General features: G+C 41.8%; 17 protein-coding genes. 10 read left to right on the top strand and 7 right to left on the bottom strand.

The window, feature by feature from the left end; genetic code table 11:
* The first annotated feature begins 179 nt into the window (after window positions 1-179).
* Entirely contained in the window at window positions 180-1,409 is a 1,230-nt protein-coding gene (locus CXF81_RS15470; protein WP_101182240.1) for an EAL and HDOD domain-containing protein, read from the top strand.
* Window positions 1,410-1,430: 21 nt separating this feature from the next.
* Window positions 1,431-2,672 (top strand): EAL and HDOD domain-containing protein, encoded by a 1,242-nt coding sequence (locus CXF81_RS15465; protein ID WP_101182239.1) that lies wholly within the window; start codon window positions 1,431-1,433, stop codon window positions 2,670-2,672.
* A gap of 36 nt (window positions 2,673-2,708) precedes the next feature.
* Here CXF81_RS15465 and ftsX read toward each other — a convergent pair whose 3' ends face one another.
* From ftsX to ftsY, 3 genes are read right to left on the bottom strand one after another with little or no spacing between them, the layout of a single operon-like run.
* Window positions 2,709-3,689, bottom strand: coding sequence for a permease-like cell division protein FtsX (gene ftsX / locus CXF81_RS15460; RefSeq protein ID WP_101182238.1), 981 nt, complete (start codon window positions 3,687-3,689; stop codon window positions 2,709-2,711).
* A complete protein-coding gene (gene ftsE, locus CXF81_RS15455) occupies window positions 3,686-4,378 on the bottom strand; it encodes a cell division ATP-binding protein FtsE (protein ID WP_101182237.1) in 693 nt (230 codons plus the stop codon). The genes ftsX and ftsE overlap by 4 nt, the downstream gene beginning before the upstream one ends.
* Before the next feature lie 17 nt (window positions 4,379-4,395).
* Window positions 4,396-5,634: a signal recognition particle-docking protein FtsY gene (ftsY, locus tag CXF81_RS15450; protein ID WP_101182236.1), complete on the bottom strand. Its 1,239-nt coding sequence runs from the start codon at window positions 5,632-5,634 to the stop codon at window positions 4,396-4,398.
* A gap of 83 nt (window positions 5,635-5,717) precedes the next feature.
* On the opposite strand from ftsY, the gene rsmD reads away from it, so the two are divergent.
* Window positions 5,718-6,305 carry a 16S rRNA (guanine(966)-N(2))-methyltransferase RsmD gene (gene rsmD, locus CXF81_RS15445; RefSeq protein ID WP_101182235.1) on the top strand — a complete coding sequence of 196 codons (588 nt, stop codon included), beginning with the start codon at window positions 5,718-5,720 and terminating at the stop codon, window positions 6,303-6,305.
* Between the two features lie 112 nt (window positions 6,306-6,417).
* Here rsmD and CXF81_RS15440 read toward each other — a convergent pair whose 3' ends face one another.
* From CXF81_RS15440 to pepB, 3 genes are all read right to left on the bottom strand, one after another.
* Complete coding sequence (locus CXF81_RS15440; protein ID WP_101182234.1) at window positions 6,418-7,038, bottom strand: YjaG family protein; 621 nt, start codon at window positions 7,036-7,038, stop codon at window positions 6,418-6,420.
* Between the two features lie 51 nt (window positions 7,039-7,089).
* A complete protein-coding gene (locus CXF81_RS15435; RefSeq protein WP_304441728.1) occupies window positions 7,090-7,686 on the bottom strand; it encodes a YhgN family NAAT transporter in 597 nt (198 codons plus the stop codon).
* Window positions 7,687-7,964: 278 nt separating this feature from the next.
* Entirely contained in the window at window positions 7,965-9,245 is a 1,281-nt protein-coding gene (pepB, locus tag CXF81_RS15430; protein ID WP_101182233.1) for an aminopeptidase PepB, read from the bottom strand.
* A gap of 189 nt (window positions 9,246-9,434) precedes the next feature.
* Between pepB and sfsA the strand changes: the two genes are divergently transcribed.
* The 7 genes from sfsA to panC all read left to right on the top strand — a co-directional run bounded on the left by sfsA (window position 9,435) and on the right by panC (window position 15,497).
* The gene (gene sfsA, locus CXF81_RS15425; protein ID WP_101182232.1) at window positions 9,435-10,136 is read left to right on the top strand and encodes a DNA/RNA nuclease SfsA; all 702 of its coding nucleotides are present in this window, start codon (window positions 9,435-9,437) and stop codon (window positions 10,134-10,136) included.
* A 190-nt stretch (window positions 10,137-10,326) separates the two neighbouring features.
* Window positions 10,327-10,767 carry an RNA polymerase-binding protein DksA gene (gene dksA, locus CXF81_RS15420; protein WP_101182231.1) on the top strand — a complete coding sequence of 147 codons (441 nt, stop codon included), beginning with the start codon at window positions 10,327-10,329 and terminating at the stop codon, window positions 10,765-10,767.
* Window positions 10,768-10,829: 62 nt separating this feature from the next.
* A complete protein-coding gene (gluQRS, locus tag CXF81_RS15415) occupies window positions 10,830-11,762 on the top strand; it encodes a tRNA glutamyl-Q(34) synthetase GluQRS (protein ID WP_232771958.1) in 933 nt (310 codons plus the stop codon).
* A gap of 156 nt (window positions 11,763-11,918) precedes the next feature.
* Window positions 11,919-13,301: a polynucleotide adenylyltransferase PcnB gene (gene pcnB, locus CXF81_RS15410; RefSeq protein WP_101182230.1), complete on the top strand. Its 1,383-nt coding sequence runs from the start codon at window positions 11,919-11,921 to the stop codon at window positions 13,299-13,301.
* Window positions 13,302-13,303: 2 nt separating this feature from the next.
* A complete protein-coding gene (gene folK / locus CXF81_RS15405; RefSeq protein WP_101182229.1) occupies window positions 13,304-13,831 on the top strand; it encodes a 2-amino-4-hydroxy-6-hydroxymethyldihydropteridine diphosphokinase in 528 nt (175 codons plus the stop codon).
* 17 nt (window positions 13,832-13,848) lie between these two features.
* The gene (gene panB / locus CXF81_RS15400) at window positions 13,849-14,643 is read left to right on the top strand and encodes a 3-methyl-2-oxobutanoate hydroxymethyltransferase (protein WP_101182228.1); all 795 of its coding nucleotides are present in this window, start codon (window positions 13,849-13,851) and stop codon (window positions 14,641-14,643) included.
* A 5-nt stretch (window positions 14,644-14,648) separates the two neighbouring features.
* Window positions 14,649-15,497 carry a pantoate--beta-alanine ligase gene (panC, locus tag CXF81_RS15395; RefSeq protein ID WP_101182227.1) on the top strand — a complete coding sequence of 283 codons (849 nt, stop codon included), beginning with the start codon at window positions 14,649-14,651 and terminating at the stop codon, window positions 15,495-15,497.
* Window positions 15,498-15,537: 40 nt separating this feature from the next.
* On the opposite strand, the gene hemB is transcribed toward panC, so the two are convergent.
* A complete protein-coding gene (hemB, locus tag CXF81_RS15390; RefSeq protein ID WP_101182226.1) occupies window positions 15,538-16,533 on the bottom strand; it encodes a porphobilinogen synthase in 996 nt (331 codons plus the stop codon).
* Between the last annotated feature and the right edge of the window lie 10 nt (window positions 16,534-16,543).

The raw sequence follows: 16,543 nt of genomic DNA, 5'->3' as shown, positions 1-16,543 counted from the left end.
TAGAGCGTATATGAGGATTCTTAGTCAAAACTCAAGCCCCAAGTAATAAAAAAGTGTCTTTAAGCGATTTTCTTTCTAATTAAATGATTACACTTTATTATTATATGCTAAATTCGTAAAACGATCATAAAACAAGCAATTTATTTTTATTATTGCTTCCTTCTTTGAGCAGTTAATTAATGTTTTCATATGTTGCAAGGCAAGCTATTTATAATGTTGAAAAACGTGTATTCGCGTATGAGTTATTATTCAGGAATGGTGATAGTAATTGTTTCCCTGACATGTCTCCGGACGAGGCCACTAGTAGCATGATTGCTAACAGTCATCTGACTGTAGGTATTGAAGATATTACCTTCAAAAAGCCTGCCTTCATCAATTTTCATCAAGACACGCTCTTATACCGATTTCCCTCAACGCTCGACCCATCATGCGTTGTAATTGAGATAGTCGAAACTGTTGAAGTTAACGATGAGCTAGTGCAAGCCTGCAAACACATTCGCGACCTTGGTTATCAACTCGCACTTGATGATTACGATTTTGCTCCGCGCTGGGATGTATTTCTTCCTTTTATCGACTTTATCAAGGTTGAAGTTGAGGAAATAGAGAAGCAAGGCGCTGCTGCAATAGCGAAAATTCAAATACTAAATGCCCAAGGCATTAGGATTATTGCTGAAAAAGTAGAAACTCATGAACAGTTTGAACGATTCAAAGCAATGGGAGTGAAGCTCTTTCAAGGTTATTTTTTAGCTCGACCAGAGATGATCCGACATCGTGATTTGAATGCCTCACTGAATTCAGTCACCAAACTTGTTAGTTTAAGTAATTCACCTAATTTTGATACTGCAGAAGTCATCAAGGTTATTGAAAAGGATGTTGGTCTAGCTTACAAGTTGATGCGCTTTATCAATAATCCAATGATTAATAAACGGCAAAAAATTGAATCGCTGCAACACGCCATTAATTATATGGGCCATGTTGAAATTAAGAAGTTTATCGCCCTGCTTGCACTCGCAAATATGCGCGGCGAAAAACCCACTGAACTGCTCATTCAATCCTTAGTTAGAGCACGTTTTTGCTCTCTTATGTCAATTGAACTAGAATTACCCGAGAATCCGCCAACCAGCTTTATATTGGGCTTATTTTCAATGCTTGACGCGTTACTCGACCAAACCATGGAAAATTTAGTTGGAAAGCTTCCGGTTGGTCAAGAATTACGCGACGCCTTGTGTAAAAAGAACATCGATTCAACGTTGGGCCTGCAAATGCGAGCTTGTTTTGCGTTTGAGGAAGCTAATTGGGACGAGATAGATTACATCGCACTTCAGTTTGAGCTTACCGGTGAGCGTTTGTACACGCTGTATTATGAAGCGATGCATTGGGCTCAAAATATGAATGATTCAATTAGCTAAAACCTAAGAAAGGAAGTAGAGATGTTTGCATTTATTGCTCGCCAGCCAATCTTGGACAAAGACCAAGATCTATTTGCCTACGAACTTTTATTCAGAGATGGTGCCAATGGCGCATACCCTGAACATGAACCAAAAAAGTCAGAGTTAATCAATTCGAGATTCAATACATTGGGTATCGATGACATTTCGGGCAATCAACGTGCTTTTATCAATTTTCTACCAGAAACCATAATTAACCGATTTCCAGCAGAGCTTACGGCAGACAAGATCATCGTTGAGTTGACCCAAAATCCGGCGGTCAATACCAGCTTAATGGATGCCTGTGAGTCTCTTAAGAAGTCTGGGTATCAAATTGCACTGAATGACAATCGTCTACAATCAGCTGTGTTAGCGCCATATCCTTATATTGATATTGTTAAGGTTGATATAAATAAAATCAGTCCACAAATGCTCGAGAAACACATCCCCACTTTAGCCGATTCAGGTATTCAACTGGTCGCGGAGCAAGTTTCCACACTGGACCAATTTGCCATGTGCCTTGACTTAGGTTTTGATTATTTCCAAGGCTACTTTTTTACTCAACCTAATACCAAAACGGCGAAATCCTTACCTTCCTCTAAACTCATCTTGTTGGAGTTGATGTCGCACAGTGCAACTTCTCAATTTGACTTAGAAAAAGTAGTTTCCATTATTGAACGTGATGCGGCACTGTCGTATTTATTACTGCGCTTTATTAATAACCCAATGATCAATAAACGCGAAAAAATAACATCGCTGCGTCATGCCTTGCATTATCTTGGTGAAGTTGAAGTCAAAAAATTCATTGCACTGCTATCCCTTGCCAGTCTAAATGACGAGAAGCCTGTTGAGTTACTTCAAGTATCAGTGGTTAGAGCAAAGTTTTGTGAGCTCTTTGAAATTCATAAGCATGGCAAGAAAAAAGCGATGTCGGCATTCATTGTTGGCTTGTTTTCGCTGCTAGATACTATTTTAGATGGCGAAATGTCGACGATTCTAGAAAAACTACCTATCAGTGAAGATATAAAGCAGGCACTACAGGGCGTTGAGGGTAATTATTTACAGTATCTTGAAACGGCGAGAGCGTTTGAAAGCGGGTTATGGGGAAAAATAATGACACAAGCTGCAAAGTCAGATATTTCTCAGAAAGAACTGCATGGCATTTTTAATGATGCCATTCGTTGGAGTAATGAAATGCGTCAAGCACTATCTGATTTCTTCCCAAAATCTAGGCCTCAACGCTAAATAGACAACACCACATTCACGTCCAAACACATACCCTTAACGTGGTTCAATATCTTTCACATGACGTTGCACGGATAAGAGCGACCCTGCTATCCCTAAACTCACAGAAACCAACAACATTACAATTAACGTACTTAAGTCCATCGCCGTCAAATTAAAGCTGACTTGATATTTTTCCATGAAACCTTGCATGCTGTAATCAACCCATAACAAAATCAACAGTACGGTTACCCAAGCCATGATACCACCTAAGAAACCGTACCAAAAACCGGTATATAAAAAGGGTCTTTGTATGAAAGCATCAGTCGCTCCCACCAGTTTCATAACCACAATTTCATCTCTTTTACTTAAAATATTAAGCCGTATTGTATTACCTATTATCAGCACCACGGCAAAAAATAGCAGCACCGCTAACAGGGTGACTAGATCTTTTGCGATACCGATAAGTGCGTAGAGACGTTCTAACCATTCGATATCTAATTTACCAATCTCAACTTCTCTTTCTTTGCGTAGTTTGTTTAGCAACATACCCGCCGACGTAGGGCTCGAATGCTTAACGGTAGGCACAACTAAGACGACGCCTGGTAGTGGATTTGTTTCGAGGTAATTCAACGCGTCACCGAGCCCAGACAACACTTGAAATTCTTTTAAGCCTTCCGCGGGACTAATATAGGCGACCTCGGCAACTTCAGGCCATAATCGCAATCGCGTTAATAGCTGTTGAGCACTGGCATCGGTTACTCCTGTCCTTAAAAACAATGAAATTTCTGATGCTTGTTCCCACTGTTGACTGATTTGTTCGGTATTTTTAACTAGCACGTAGAGCGTACTGGGTAAGGTGATACTGAAACCTAACACACCAATTGTCATCAATGAGGCAAATGGCGACCGCCATAGTTCCCCGAGGCTATTTACTGCTTGGCGCAAATGGTCTGTAAAAAACATAATGAGCAATTGCAAAACGCCAATTTTGATAGCCTCAGCACCTTGTGCACGGCCTTTAAACAATAGACTCATACATACAAACCTTGGTTAGGTTGCTCATTCAGACCATCTGTTATCATTTGCCCATTTTTAAGCGTCAACGTACGGTATTTCATGCGCGCGATGAGACCCAAATCGTGGGTCGCTATAAACACAGACACACCAGCTTGATTAAAGTCTTCAAACAGCCTAATAATTTCCATAGAAAGCTTGGGGTCAAGATTACCAGTGGGCTCATCGGCTAGTAATAGCGGAGGACGATTAACTACGGCTCTGGCAATACCAACGCGTTGTTGTTCGCCGCCGGACAATGTGATTGGAATATTTTTAGCTTTATCACGCAAGCCAACCATTTCCAGCGCAGCGTCAACCCGCTTTGCAATATTTTTTCTGGTATGGCCTTCGATAACTAGGGGTAATGACACATTATCAAAAACTGTTTTATCCATGAGCAACTGATGGCTCTGAAAAATCATGCCTATATCTCGGCGAATATAGGCAATTTCTCTGCGTTTTATCGAACTTAAATTGTGGCCATTGACGAGTACTCTACCCACAGTAGGCCTTTCCATAATACTTATTAACTTAAGTAATGTACTTTTCCCTGCGCCTGAATGGCCTGTTAAAAACGCCATTTCACCTTTCTCTACATGAAAGTCGACTTTTCGCAACGCTTGCTGGCCTCCGGGATAGGTTTTGCTTACCTGCTCAAATTTTATCAACCTGACATCCTTTACTATTACTCGGTAACATCCTGGCTAAACAATGCATCAACAAACTGCTGAGCTTCAAATGGACGAAGGTCGTCAATACCCTCTCCGATCCCAATATAGCGGATGGGAATACCGAATTGGTCGGCTAATGAGAAAATAATACCACCTTTTGCCGTTCCGTCTAATTTTGTTACATTAATACCACTGATGCCAACCGCTTCGTTGAATATTTTGGTTTGACTCACTGCATTTTGGCCTGTACTGGCATCAAGCGTTAACATCACCTCATGCGGTGCATCTGGATTAATTTTTTTCATTACTCGAACTATTTTTTTGAGTTCTTCAATTAAATGTTGTTTATTTTGTAGTCGTCCTGCTGTATCAGCAATAAGCACATCAACGCCTTTTGCTTTAGCAGATGCGAGGGCGTCAAATATCACAGATGCACTGTCTGACCCTGTTTGTTGAGCAACCACGGGAATATTATTACGCTCACCCCAAACCTGCAATTGTTCGACGGCAGCGGCCCTGAAAGTATCACCTGCAGCGAGCATGACTTTCTTACCCTCGCTTTGAAACTGCTTAGCTAACTTACCAATGGTAGTGGTTTTGCCGACACCATTAACACCAACCATCAAAATTACAAACGGTTGCTTATTGCCTTGCTCATCGCTTTGAGTGGCTAAATCAAAGGGTTGCGAAACCGGTTGCAATAACGCTTTCATTTGCGCTTTGAGAAGGTCGTAAAGCGCTTCACCATCTTTTAGCTGAGAGAGTTTCGCACTTTCAGTGAGACTATTGATAATTTTGGCAGTCGTTGCAATACCAACATCAGCTATAAGCAATTGTGTTTCTAACTGTTCATACAAATCACTGTCAATCTTTTTGCCCGCAAACAGCGATACGAAGCCTGTACCAATGCTTTCTTTAGTGCGAGATAAACTTTGTTTTAGGCGGCTAAAAAAACCGCCCGAACTTGGCTTTTCTATGGTAGCAATATCGACCGATTGAATATTTTGGTCTAATTCGATAGTCGATGAGTCGCTTTCAACCGTTATATTGTCGCCATTATCTGCACTCACAGTCTCTAATGTTGATAAATTATCGACCGCAGTTTCTATTAAATTTTCAGTTTGAGAAGCGTCATCAGAGGATGCAATATCTTCTTGCACTGCCCCATGCGCGTTTTCTTCAGTCGTTTCAGGCTGGTTTGTAGATAAGTTTTTAGGTTGGTCTTTTTTAAACCAATTAAACAGATTTGCCATGTTGTTCAAAAAATCCTTAACAGCAGATGGGTAGATTCAGATATAATTACAATTATGATTCAATACTAACACTTTCATAGCACATGACGCGAGCAAGAAAACAAGCCAATTCAAGCATAGGTTCCATTCGGATAATTGGCGGCAGCCACCGTGGTCGAAAGCTGCCAGTGCTCAATGCAGATGGACTTCGTCCAACAACTGATCGGACTAAAGAAACTTTGTTTAATTGGTTAATGCTGGACGTGCAAGATGCAAGTTGTCTTGATTGTTTCGCTGGTGCAGGGTCACTCGGTTTCGAAGCATTGTCTCGTAGTGCAGCGGTAGTCAGTTTTATGGAGTTGGACAAACAAGCCGCCAGACAACTTAGAGCCAATGCCGCATTGCTTAGATACAACTCAGAACAAGCGTGCGTTTTACAGGGTAATACTTTACATCTACTAAGCCAATTTTCAACAACGGTAGATATTATCTTTATCGACCCGCCATTTCAGCAAAATTTAGTACAACCTTGTATTACGCTTATCGAATCCAGGGACATTGTGAAGTTAGGTACTAAAATTTACATAGAAAGGGAAGTTAACGGCGACTTATTGCAATTACCTGACCGTTGGCGACTCATTAAGGACAAATCGACTCAACAAGTCAGTGCCCAATTATATTTAGTAGAGTAATGCAAGAACGCCAATGTCATCCGTTGACTGCAAGCTATTTACCTAGGGCACCAACCTAAGGCACCAACCTAAGGCACTAACCTAAGGCACTAACCTAAGCCATTCATCCACGCTAGTCACCTAAACTGAGACCAATATTAGACATCTCTTGCGCTTTCATTTCATTACGCAGCGACTTGAAGTCAATAGACTTATCCTTGCACATTACTAATACTTCAAGTTGAGTATCAATTTCGAACTGCATCAACGGGTCTTGCTTTATCTCTTCATTACTTAAGTCTGTTGCAGATAACGCTAACAAATACGCTTCAACACCGCCCTGACTTAATTTTGCGACTATAACTGCTCCACCGGGCTCTTCGTCGGACATGAGTTGTAGTGTTGCGGTAAGTGCCATGCAAAAATCTAATGCTGGATATACACCAAAAGTATCAAAATTTTCTATGTCGGGCGTCACTTCCTCGAGCTTTTCTAATTGCACTGCAATATTGATTTTTGCTTTTGATGCATTCAGCCATTCCCAAATGAGGTCAACTAGCTTAGCCGCGAGTTCTTTGTCACCGAATTCACTGACATCACAAAATAATTCATAATTAGGCAGCATTCGTTGCAGTAGGGCGGCAGAAAAGGCAACTGCTGGCTTTTTTGAAAGCTCCCTAACCTGCTGAAACGTACTCAGCTTGTCGCCCGTAAAATCGCCTTTACTTTTTTGTTTAGTGTTTGCATTCGACATTATAGATAACTCAGTTTAAAAATTAATAGTTTGTGCCATTTGCACGATTTTTTAGCTTAGCTGATGTTGGAAATAGGTACCAACACCATTCAGCAACATTTGAATTGCTATCATAACGAGTATCATACCCATTAATCGCTCAACGGCATTCAATCCTTTTTCACCGAGCAAGCGGTGAAAAGTACTGGACATAGTTAAAATAATGGCACTTGCCAACCAGGCCGCAAATAAGGCAATACTCCATTCAGTCATCTTGTTGGGTCCTTGATTCGATAACAAGATAAGAACCGCCATCGTTGAAGGTCCAGCGATCATAGGAACCGCTAAAGGAACAATGAATGGTTCCTCACCAGAAGGTAAGCCCATGATCCCACCGGGTTGTGGAAAAATCATTTTAAGCGCGATGATAAACAAAATAATACCACCAGCAATACTGACCGTTTCCTGCTCTATTTTAAGAAAATCGAGAAGGACTTGCCCACTGTGCAAAAACACCATCAAAATAATTAATGCAAATAACAATTCTCGGATAATGACAATGCGTCGACGCTTGGGGTCGATTGTTTTCAAAACCGACATGTAAATTGGTAAATTCCCTAGAGGATCCATGATCAGAAAAAGCATCGTTGCTGCAGATAATATTTCGATCAAACTAATCTCTCCTGAAAAATCGTGATTATGCGCTATTGTGCGTTGAAATGGCAGTAAAACACCAAAGAACTCAAGAGCACTGTCAGTATTCGCCTTTTTTCGCTTTCTTCTATTATCCATAAATAGGAGCAAAAAATGCCGTTGATGACGGTGAATTAAGTAGCTAAGTTTGTTGGTGTTCGATACCCAAGAGTTGAAAGACTCAAAAGAGAAATATTTAGCGACAAGAATTGACGGCAAGAGTAGGCGACCTCTAAACCGTCCTTGCTTTCACACTAGCCGATAAGTTGGTCGGCAATTGTTCTTATGCCTATCGCTGTTGCGCCATTTGGCATAATGTCGCTGCCATTTCGATTGTATGCTGCGGCTAGGTCGATATGCAACCAACCTTGTCCGTCATTGCTCACAAAGCGCGATAAGAAGCCGGCTGCATTAGAAGCACCACCGCCACCGCCACCCTTCATTGTGCGGCTGTTTGCGGTGTCTGCAAATGGCGATGCGCATTGATCTTGGTGCCAAGTCATAAGAGGTAAGCGCCAATGCGGTTCATTCACTTTTTGGGCACTGCTTAAGAACGATGACTGAAATTCTTCGTCTAAACTAAAAATAGCATTGAATTCCTTACCAACCGCCATGATTGCAGCGCCAGTCAGTGTTGCAGCATCAATAATTTTGCGCGCACCCGACTCTGTTGCTGCCATTAAGCCGTCTGCCAGTACTAAGCGACCTTCTGCATCGGTATTGACTATTTCAACGGTTACTCCATTTTTATATGTAATAATATCGCCTAACTTATAAGCATGGTCGCTTATTAAGTTTTCTGCGCAGCAAAGAAAAAGTTTGGTTCGCTTTTTCAGCCCTTGCATAATTGCAAGTCCGAGCGCACCAGTCACTGTTGCCGCGCCGCCCATATCACACTTCATGTCCAACATACCTTCGCTGGACTTGATGCTATAACCTCCGCTGTCAAAGGTAATACCTTTGCCAACCAACGCAAAATCAACAACGGCGTCAGGATTGCCAGTGGGGTTATAGTCTAATTCAAGCAGCACCGGTGGACGACAACTGCCGCGACCGACTTCATAAATGCCATTCCAACCGGCTTTAAGTAGTTCGTCTCCGGTTAGCATAGTTGTTTTAACATGCTCAGGGGACAATGATTTTATCCATGCCGCGGCTTCAGTAGCTAGGGATACAGGGCTCAGTTCTTCAGGCGTTTCATTAACCAACTGTCGGGTAAACTGCATCGCAGCAAAACGAGTACTTAGGTCGTTTTCATCTGAATTCTTGCACCACGTAATATTACCTTTGAAACCAGCACCGCAATAACTGGTTGCGAATGCCCACTGCTGTTCAGCATCCCACAGGCCCGAGAATTCGATATTTTGTATACCTAGTGACGCTATTTTTCGCGTCGACTGCTGAATTTGACGCAAATGTAAACCTGCATCTGGAAGGTGTAATACTGCGCCACCTGCAGCAAATGATAATTTACTGCTTGCGCCCCATGCAGCGCAGGCAGGTTCATGGCTCAATGAAACGAGGAAATTTGACATTAGGACTCCAACAGGGTTTTATGAATTGTTTTACGGCGTATATCCGCTTGTTTGTGAGACTATAAGTGCGGGCAAATTCGCAAAACGCAATGTTCACGTCACCAAATAGTAGCAATAAAAATAAAAGCAAAACGCTATAATAAGTACCATAATGTATAATGTATAACGCACCAATAGGAAAAAACTGGCATGGTTAGGTTCGATTCACCTTTGATACAAGCTGTCCTAATACAGCGTTATAAGCGTTTTTTAGCTGATGTTAAGTTAAAAAACGGTGACATATTAACGGTGCATTGTCCAAATACAGGTGCGATGACAAATTGTGCGCAACCCGGCTGGACGGTATTGTTGAGCGAGTCGACTAATAAAAAACGTAAGTACGCTTATACGTGGGAAATGGCAATCGACAATCAAGGACATTGGATTGGGATTAATACCAATAACGCAAATAAAATAGTAAAAAGCGCACTTAAGCAGCGCAGAATAATAGAGTTGGCCGAATATAACCAAATTACGCCTGAATACAAAGTGGGTGATAGCAGAATAGATTTTCTATTGCAGGGCGACGGCATGCCCGACTGCTATGTCGAAGTAAAATCGATGACTCTATGCGAAAATTCGCTTGGGCTTTTTCCTGATACCGTTACTCAGAGAGGAACAAAACACGCCGACGAATTAGCTAAATTAGCAAAAGCAGGACATAAAGCAATTTTACTATTTTGCGCACAACATTCGGGTATAACGCATTTCAACATTGCGAGCCATATTGATGTAAAATATGCTCAAGCCGTGGCAAAAGCCAAAAAAGTGGGGGTTGAAATAATTTGTTATGGTTGCAATTTTTCCAGTGATTTTATTGAGTTAGCTGATTCGATACCAAATTCCGATTAAAAAAAGATTGATTTTTGTGTGAAAATCACCATATTGACGTGCTTAAAGAAAAAAGTGATTTGCAGAATTATTGTATTTACTGCGAAAAAATGCATTAAATAAACAAGAAACGACATTATTGTATGATGTTATTTGCCAGTTAACATCAGGCAGAGGGATGCAAAATGTCGACGTTTAGGAGAAATGGCAAATGCCAACAGGAAAAGCAATAGGATTACTTGGTTTAGCTGACGTTACGCCATACCAAGAAAAGTCCGACGAAGAATACATGAACGATGCTCAGATGAATCACTTTAGGTTGATTCTAAAGGCGTGGCGCAACCAACTTCGTATGGAAGTCGATCGTACCGTTCACCATATGAAAGAAGAAGCGGCTAATTTTCCAGATCCGGTCGACAGAGCGGCGCAGGAAGAAGAATTTAGTTTGGAATTGCGAGCGCGAGATCGCGAAAGAAAGTTAATCAAGAAAATCGAAAAAACGTTGAAGCGTATCGAAGAAGACGATTTTGGTTTTTGCGATACTTGCGGCATCGAAATTGGTATTCGACGGTTAGAAGCGCGTCCAACTGCGGACATGTGTATAGACTGCAAAACATTGGCCGAAATTAAAGAGAAACAACTACAAGGTTAATCGCACTGACGTTTCTATTGAATTGATTAAAACCGTGTTAGCGTATGCCTCACGGTTTTTTATTGCATATTAAACCACGTACTATTTTTTATGATCAGGTTTTTATGATGCAGTCTTACATTGGTCGATTTGCTCCATCCCCTAGCGGACCACTTCACTTTGGTTCATTGGTGTGCGCGCTAATAAGCTTTCTGCATGCTCGCCAAGCTAAGGGTCAATGGGTGGTGAGAATTGAAGATGTTGATACCACGCGAGTCAAAGCAGGAGCCGACCAAATAATATTATCTCAACTCATTGCACACGGAATGCAATGGGACGGTAACATTATCTACCAAACAAATAGACAATACGCGTATCAGAGCGCAGTAGATATATTGCACCAAAAACAGCTGATTTATGCCTGTTCGTGCACCAGAAAATCGATTAAGTCCAGAGGAAAATATTACACAGGCACCTGTCGGAATTTGCATTTACCGTTTAAAAATAACGCCATTCGAGTAATCAACACGTGCCATGACTGTCGCTTTCAGGACCTTAACTTGGGCGAAGTACTGGTTGATCCGTTATTCTGTAATGAAGACGTATGCATAAAAAGAAAAGATGGTTTATTTGCTTACAACCTTGCCGTAGTCGTTGATGACATTACACAAAACATCACCCATGTAGTTCGCGGCGCTGATCTTATCGATACCACCCTACAACAGCGACACCTATATAAGGTATTAGATAAAAACGGCCCCAAATACCTGCATTTGCCTACTATTTGTAGCGAAGATGGTAAAAAGTTAAGTAAACAAACCCAAGCTACGGCAATTGAAAACAGACGAGCGTCGAAAAACCTAGTAGATGCACTGTCGGTAATTGGCATGTCAAGCCACTCATTATCAGAAAAAATGACGGTTGAGGAGCTTATTCATTGGGCTTTAGCGCATTGGTCGCCTAATTTATTAGCAAAGCGAAGAGAAATTCTGATTTCTGCTATAAATACAGTATAATTTACCCACTTTATCTACATTGCGATTTTACGTTGCGATTATAGAATAAAGTTAAATAGAATCTAAGACGGTTTCAAAACAGTATGAATACGACATACAATACAATAATAACAAAGACGACTCTCAATAGCGTCGTTAATAATAGGTCAAGGTGGCATGCCAAGCACCCCAACAACAAAACAATCAGTGATTAATCCAGAGGTTATCCCAAAGGGACAACACCCAGTAACTTTTTCTGATATTAGTGACAACGCGCTTTCAGTGCTTCGACGACTAAACGCGAAAGGATATGAAGCTTATTTAGTAGGCGGCTGTATTCGCGATAAATTAATGGGCAAAACGCCCAAAGATTTCGATATTGCGACGAACGCAACTCCTGAACAGGTAAAAGACTGCTTTCGCAACTGCCGATTAATAGGTCGACGCTTTCGTTTAGCGCACATCGTTTTTGGCAGAGATGTTATCGAAGTAGCGACATTTCGCGGACACCATGAAGAGGTGAATGCGAACGAAGAAGATAATAAGGTTCAGGTAAAAGGACGCCGTGGCAACCAAGTCGATGATGTGCTAGCAAAACAAGACCAACAGGGGCAATTGTTGCGTGACAACGTATTTGGCAGTATTGAAGAAGATGCCGAACGTCGTGATTTTACTTTCAATGCGATGTATTTTAGTGCCAAAGATCAAAGTATCATTGATTTTGCCGATGGAATGGCGTCCATCAAAGAAAAGAAAATAGAACTTATTGGGGACCCAGCAACGCGTTTTCGCGAAGATCCAGTGCGCATGATTCGAGCGATTCGCTTTAGCGCTAAACTAGGTATGTCGATCCCTGCCGAAGTTGGTGACCAAATTAAAGAACTAGCTCATTTACTTGCCAACATCCCTGCCGCGAGATTGTTTGAAGAAGTACTTAAATTGTTAGTGGGTGGTTGCGGACTTCGCACTTTTCATTTGTTGCACGAATATGGGCTATTTGCACAGTTATTCCCGCAACTTGCTCCCCTACTCATTGATGATACTTGTAGAGAAATGAAACTTGTTGAAAAAGTGCTTAAAAACACCGACGACCGCATCAACAATGAACAACGTGTCACGCCAGCCTTTCTGTACGCAGCGTTTCTTTGGTATCCTGTTGAAGAACGCACTCAGTTAATAATGAGTGAATCTGGCGTTGCACATCATGATGCATTTAATATTGCTGTCGGCGAGGTTTTGCATAAGCAAACTCAGCGTATCATGATCCCCAAACGCTTCAGTATGCCGGTGCGCGAAATATGGCAACTGCAATTGCGCCTACCTAAACGGTTTGGCCGTCGCTCATATCAAACATTAAGCCATCCAAAATTTAGAGCTGCTTATGATTTCTTGCTGATTAGAGGCGAAATTGAAGGTGGTGATTTACTTGAGCTAGGGGAATGGTGGACGGAGTTTCAAGAAGTTACGCCCGAGCAACGTAAAGACATGATTTCTGATTTGCGCAAGGAATCTAGCGCTCCCAAGAAAAGAAAGTTTAACAAAAAACGGAAAGCGAATTAATCATGCTGTCGGATATTGCGTATATTGGTCTAGGAAGTAATCTTGGCGCTCCTGTAAAACAGCTAGAAAAAGCATTGGAAACAATCGGTGTGCACAGCCAAATGGTGTTGCTTGCTAGTTCGCATTTTTACTCCAGTTCGCCAATGGGACCTCAAGATCAACCTGACTACGTAAACGCCGTTTGTAAAATTAAGACATCCCTGCAACCGCAAGAGTTATTGGCAACACTACAAAACATTGAAAATCAACAAGGTCGCCAGCGTCAGGGTGATCGCTGGGGTCCTCGTACATTGGATTTAGATATATTGCTTTATAATGATATGTCTTTAAAAACTAAAGACCTTACGCTGCCTCACTATGGTATGCACGAGAGAGAGTTTGTGTTGGTGCCATTATTTGAAATTTCGCCCGATTTAATCATGCAAGATGGGCATCCTGTCGCTACCTGGGTTGCCAAATGTAATTTAGAAGGGCTGTATCGTCTTGATGCAAAAACGTTTAGTATCAAAATAAACGCTAGTGCGACGTAATTAATAGAGATAAGCAGATGAAAAAAGTGACCACATCAACGCTAATGCAATTAAAGCAAAAAGGCGAAAAAATAGCAGCGCTTACGGCATATGATGCCAGCTTTGCAAAAATGTTTGATGAGCAATTAATCGATGTCATTCTCATTGGTGACTCACTCGGCATGGTACTGAAAGGTGACGACGACACATTGTCTGTTAGCGTTGATGATATTACCTATCATACGGCTTGCGTCCGTAAAGGAGTCAACCGAGCTTTTGTTGTAGCGGATATGCCATTTATGAGTTACGCAACGCCAGAACAGGCTTATAACAACGCTGCAAAGGTAATGGCAAGTGGTGCAAGTATGGTCAAGGTTGAAGGTGGTGAGTGGCTCGCACAAACAGTCACCGGACTGGTCGAACGCGGGATCCCTGTCTGCGGACATTTAGGTTTAACGCCTCAATCGGTGCACGTTTTTGGTGGCTTTAAAGTGCAAGGAAAGGAAAATGAGCAAGCCCAAAAAATCGTAGCCGCTGCGATTAAACTTGAAACTGCGGGTATTCAATTACTGGTTTTAGAATGTATTCCAAGTTCCGTTACCAAACTCATCTCCGAAACCTTAAAAATTCCAGTAATAGGTATCGGAGCCGGAGTGAGTGCCGATGGACAAATTTTGGTGATGCATGACATGTTCGGTATTAGCGCTAATTATATGCCTAAATTTAGTAAAAACTACTTAGTCGAGAGCACTGACATGCGCTCAGCCGTAACCGCCTATATAGACGACGTTAAAGCGACACGTTTTCCTGCTCCTGAACATTCTTTCGAGTAAGTTATATGCAAATAGTCAGTGACATACAAACACTAAGAGAAACTCGCCGCGAATGGCAATCAGAGAAACAGGTGATTGCATTTGTACCGACGATGGGCAACTTACACAACGGGCATTTAAGGCTGGTTAAAGAAGCTAAGAAGTACGCAAGCCGATTGGTGGTCTCGATTTTCGTTAACCCCTTGCAATTTGGGCCAGACGAAGATTTGGATGCCTACCCAAGAACAATAGAACAAGACAAAGCGTCGTTAGCCGAATTGGGTGTTGATGTTTTGTTTATGCCCAAAGTCAGTGACATATACAGCAGGGGTTTAGAACAACAAACGTTTGTTGAGGTACCCGGTCTGTCTTATATGATTTGCGGTGCCAGTCGTCCAGGACATTTCCGAGGCGTTGCTACTATCGTGTGTAAATTGTTTAATATGGTGCAGCCAAATATGGCTTTTTTTGGAGAAAAAGACTTTCAGCAGTTGCAAGTAATTAAGGCCATGGTGACTGACTTATCGATGAATTTGACCATACATGGGGTAACCACAGAGCGTGAATTTGATGGCCTAGCGATGAGTTCGAGAAATAATTATTTGGATAAGAAACAGCGTGAAATTGCACCAGGTCTGTATAAATTGATCGCAAACATTGCCGAGGAAATAAAAGCGGGTCGCAGAGATTTTTCGATATTGCTTCAGGAAAATAGAGAACGCTTGGCAAGTATTGGCTTCAAGCCTGACTATATCGATATTCGTTCTGCCAGTAGTTTATTGCAACCAAGTCATGAAGACACTGAGCTGGTTATTCTCGGTGCAGGCTTTTTAGGAAAAACCCGAATCATTGATAATATTCAAGTTCAGATTTAATTTGAGGCAGTGTTAACTGCCTCTTGAAACCGAAGTTCGCTTACTCAGCTCGCAGAAGCTTAGCCGCTTCTTTTGCAAAATAGGTCAGTATTCCATCCGCCCCGGCTCTCTTAAACGCCAATAATGACTCCATAATAACCGCGTCTTTATTCAACCAACCATTAGCAAAAGCGGCTTGATGCATGGCATATTCGCCGCTGACTTGATACGCAAAAGTGGGTACGCCAAACTCTTCTTTGCAGCGTTGGACAATATCTAAATATGGCATTCCAGGTTTCACCATCACCATGTCAGCCCCCTCATTGATATCAAGTTCAATTTCTCTTAAGGCCTCATCTGAATTGGCCGGATCCATTTGGTAGTTTTTCTTATTACCACCTTTGATACTGCCAGCCGAACCCACTGCGTCTCTAAATGGACCATAATAGCTAGAAGCATATTTTGCTGAGTACGCCATGATACTCGTATTTTTAAAACCTTCTAATTCTAGCGCTTCACGTATTGCCCAAATACGCCCATCCATCATGTCTGAAGGAGCCACAATATCGGCACCGGCTTGGGCATGAGATAACGCTTGTTTTACTAAAACATCCGTCGTTTCATCATTCATCACATAGCCGTTTTCATCAACCAAACCATCTTGGCCGTGCACGGTGAATGGGTCGAGTGCGACATCGGTGATCACCGATATATCTGGAAATTTTTGTTTTAGTGCTTTTACCGCACGCTGAGCTAAGCCCTCTGGATTAAAAGCTTCACTCGCGCACAGGGTTTTCTTATCTAATGGCGTTACTGGGAATAAGGCGAATACGTGCACACCTAAATCAATTACCTCCTGTACCTCCTCGATTAGCTTATCTATGCTAAATCGAAACACATCAGGCATCGATTCAATTGACTCGACCTGATTAATGCCCTCTATTACAAACATTGGATAAATGAGGTCGTTAACGGTAAGTACTGACTCACTTACTAATCGTCTGATTGAAGATGTATAACGCAGTCTACGGGGACGGCTAAGTGGAAATTGTGACATATTATTCCTT

It is taken from the genome of Glaciecola sp. 33A, from assembly GCF_002836745.1.
Taxonomy (GTDB): domain Bacteria; phylum Pseudomonadota; class Gammaproteobacteria; order Enterobacterales; family Alteromonadaceae; genus Glaciecola.
This window is presented reverse-complemented; position numbering and strand designations above follow the sequence as displayed.

Coding starts and splice junctions, on each gene's coding strand:
- CXF81_RS15470 (WP_101182240.1), top strand. CDS start 180: ATGTTTTCATATGTTGCAAGGCAAGCTATTTATAATGTTGAAAAACGT.
- CXF81_RS15465 (WP_101182239.1), top strand. CDS start 1,431: ATGTTTGCATTTATTGCTCGCCAGCCAATCTTGGACAAAGACCAAGAT.
- ftsX (WP_101182238.1), bottom strand. CDS start 3,689: ATGAGTCTATTGTTTAAAGGCCGTGCACAAGGTGCTGAGGCTATCAAA.
- ftsY (WP_101182236.1), bottom strand. CDS start 5,634: ATGGCAAATCTGTTTAATTGGTTTAAAAAAGACCAACCTAAAAACTTA.
- rsmD (WP_101182235.1), top strand. CDS start 5,718: ATGACGCGAGCAAGAAAACAAGCCAATTCAAGCATAGGTTCCATTCGG.
- CXF81_RS15440 (WP_101182234.1), bottom strand. CDS start 7,038: ATGTCGAATGCAAACACTAAACAAAAAAGTAAAGGCGATTTTACGGGC.
- pepB (WP_101182233.1), bottom strand. CDS start 9,245: ATGTCAAATTTCCTCGTTTCATTGAGCCATGAACCTGCCTGCGCTGCA.
- sfsA (WP_101182232.1), top strand. CDS start 9,435: ATGGTTAGGTTCGATTCACCTTTGATACAAGCTGTCCTAATACAGCGT.
- dksA (WP_101182231.1), top strand. CDS start 10,327: ATGCCAACAGGAAAAGCAATAGGATTACTTGGTTTAGCTGACGTTACG.
- pcnB (WP_101182230.1), top strand. CDS start 11,919: ATGCCAAGCACCCCAACAACAAAACAATCAGTGATTAATCCAGAGGTT.
- folK (WP_101182229.1), top strand. CDS start 13,304: ATGCTGTCGGATATTGCGTATATTGGTCTAGGAAGTAATCTTGGCGCT.
- panB (WP_101182228.1), top strand. CDS start 13,849: ATGAAAAAAGTGACCACATCAACGCTAATGCAATTAAAGCAAAAAGGC.
- panC (WP_101182227.1), top strand. CDS start 14,649: ATGCAAATAGTCAGTGACATACAAACACTAAGAGAAACTCGCCGCGAA.
- hemB (WP_101182226.1), bottom strand. CDS start 16,533: ATGTCACAATTTCCACTTAGCCGTCCCCGTAGACTGCGTTATACATCT.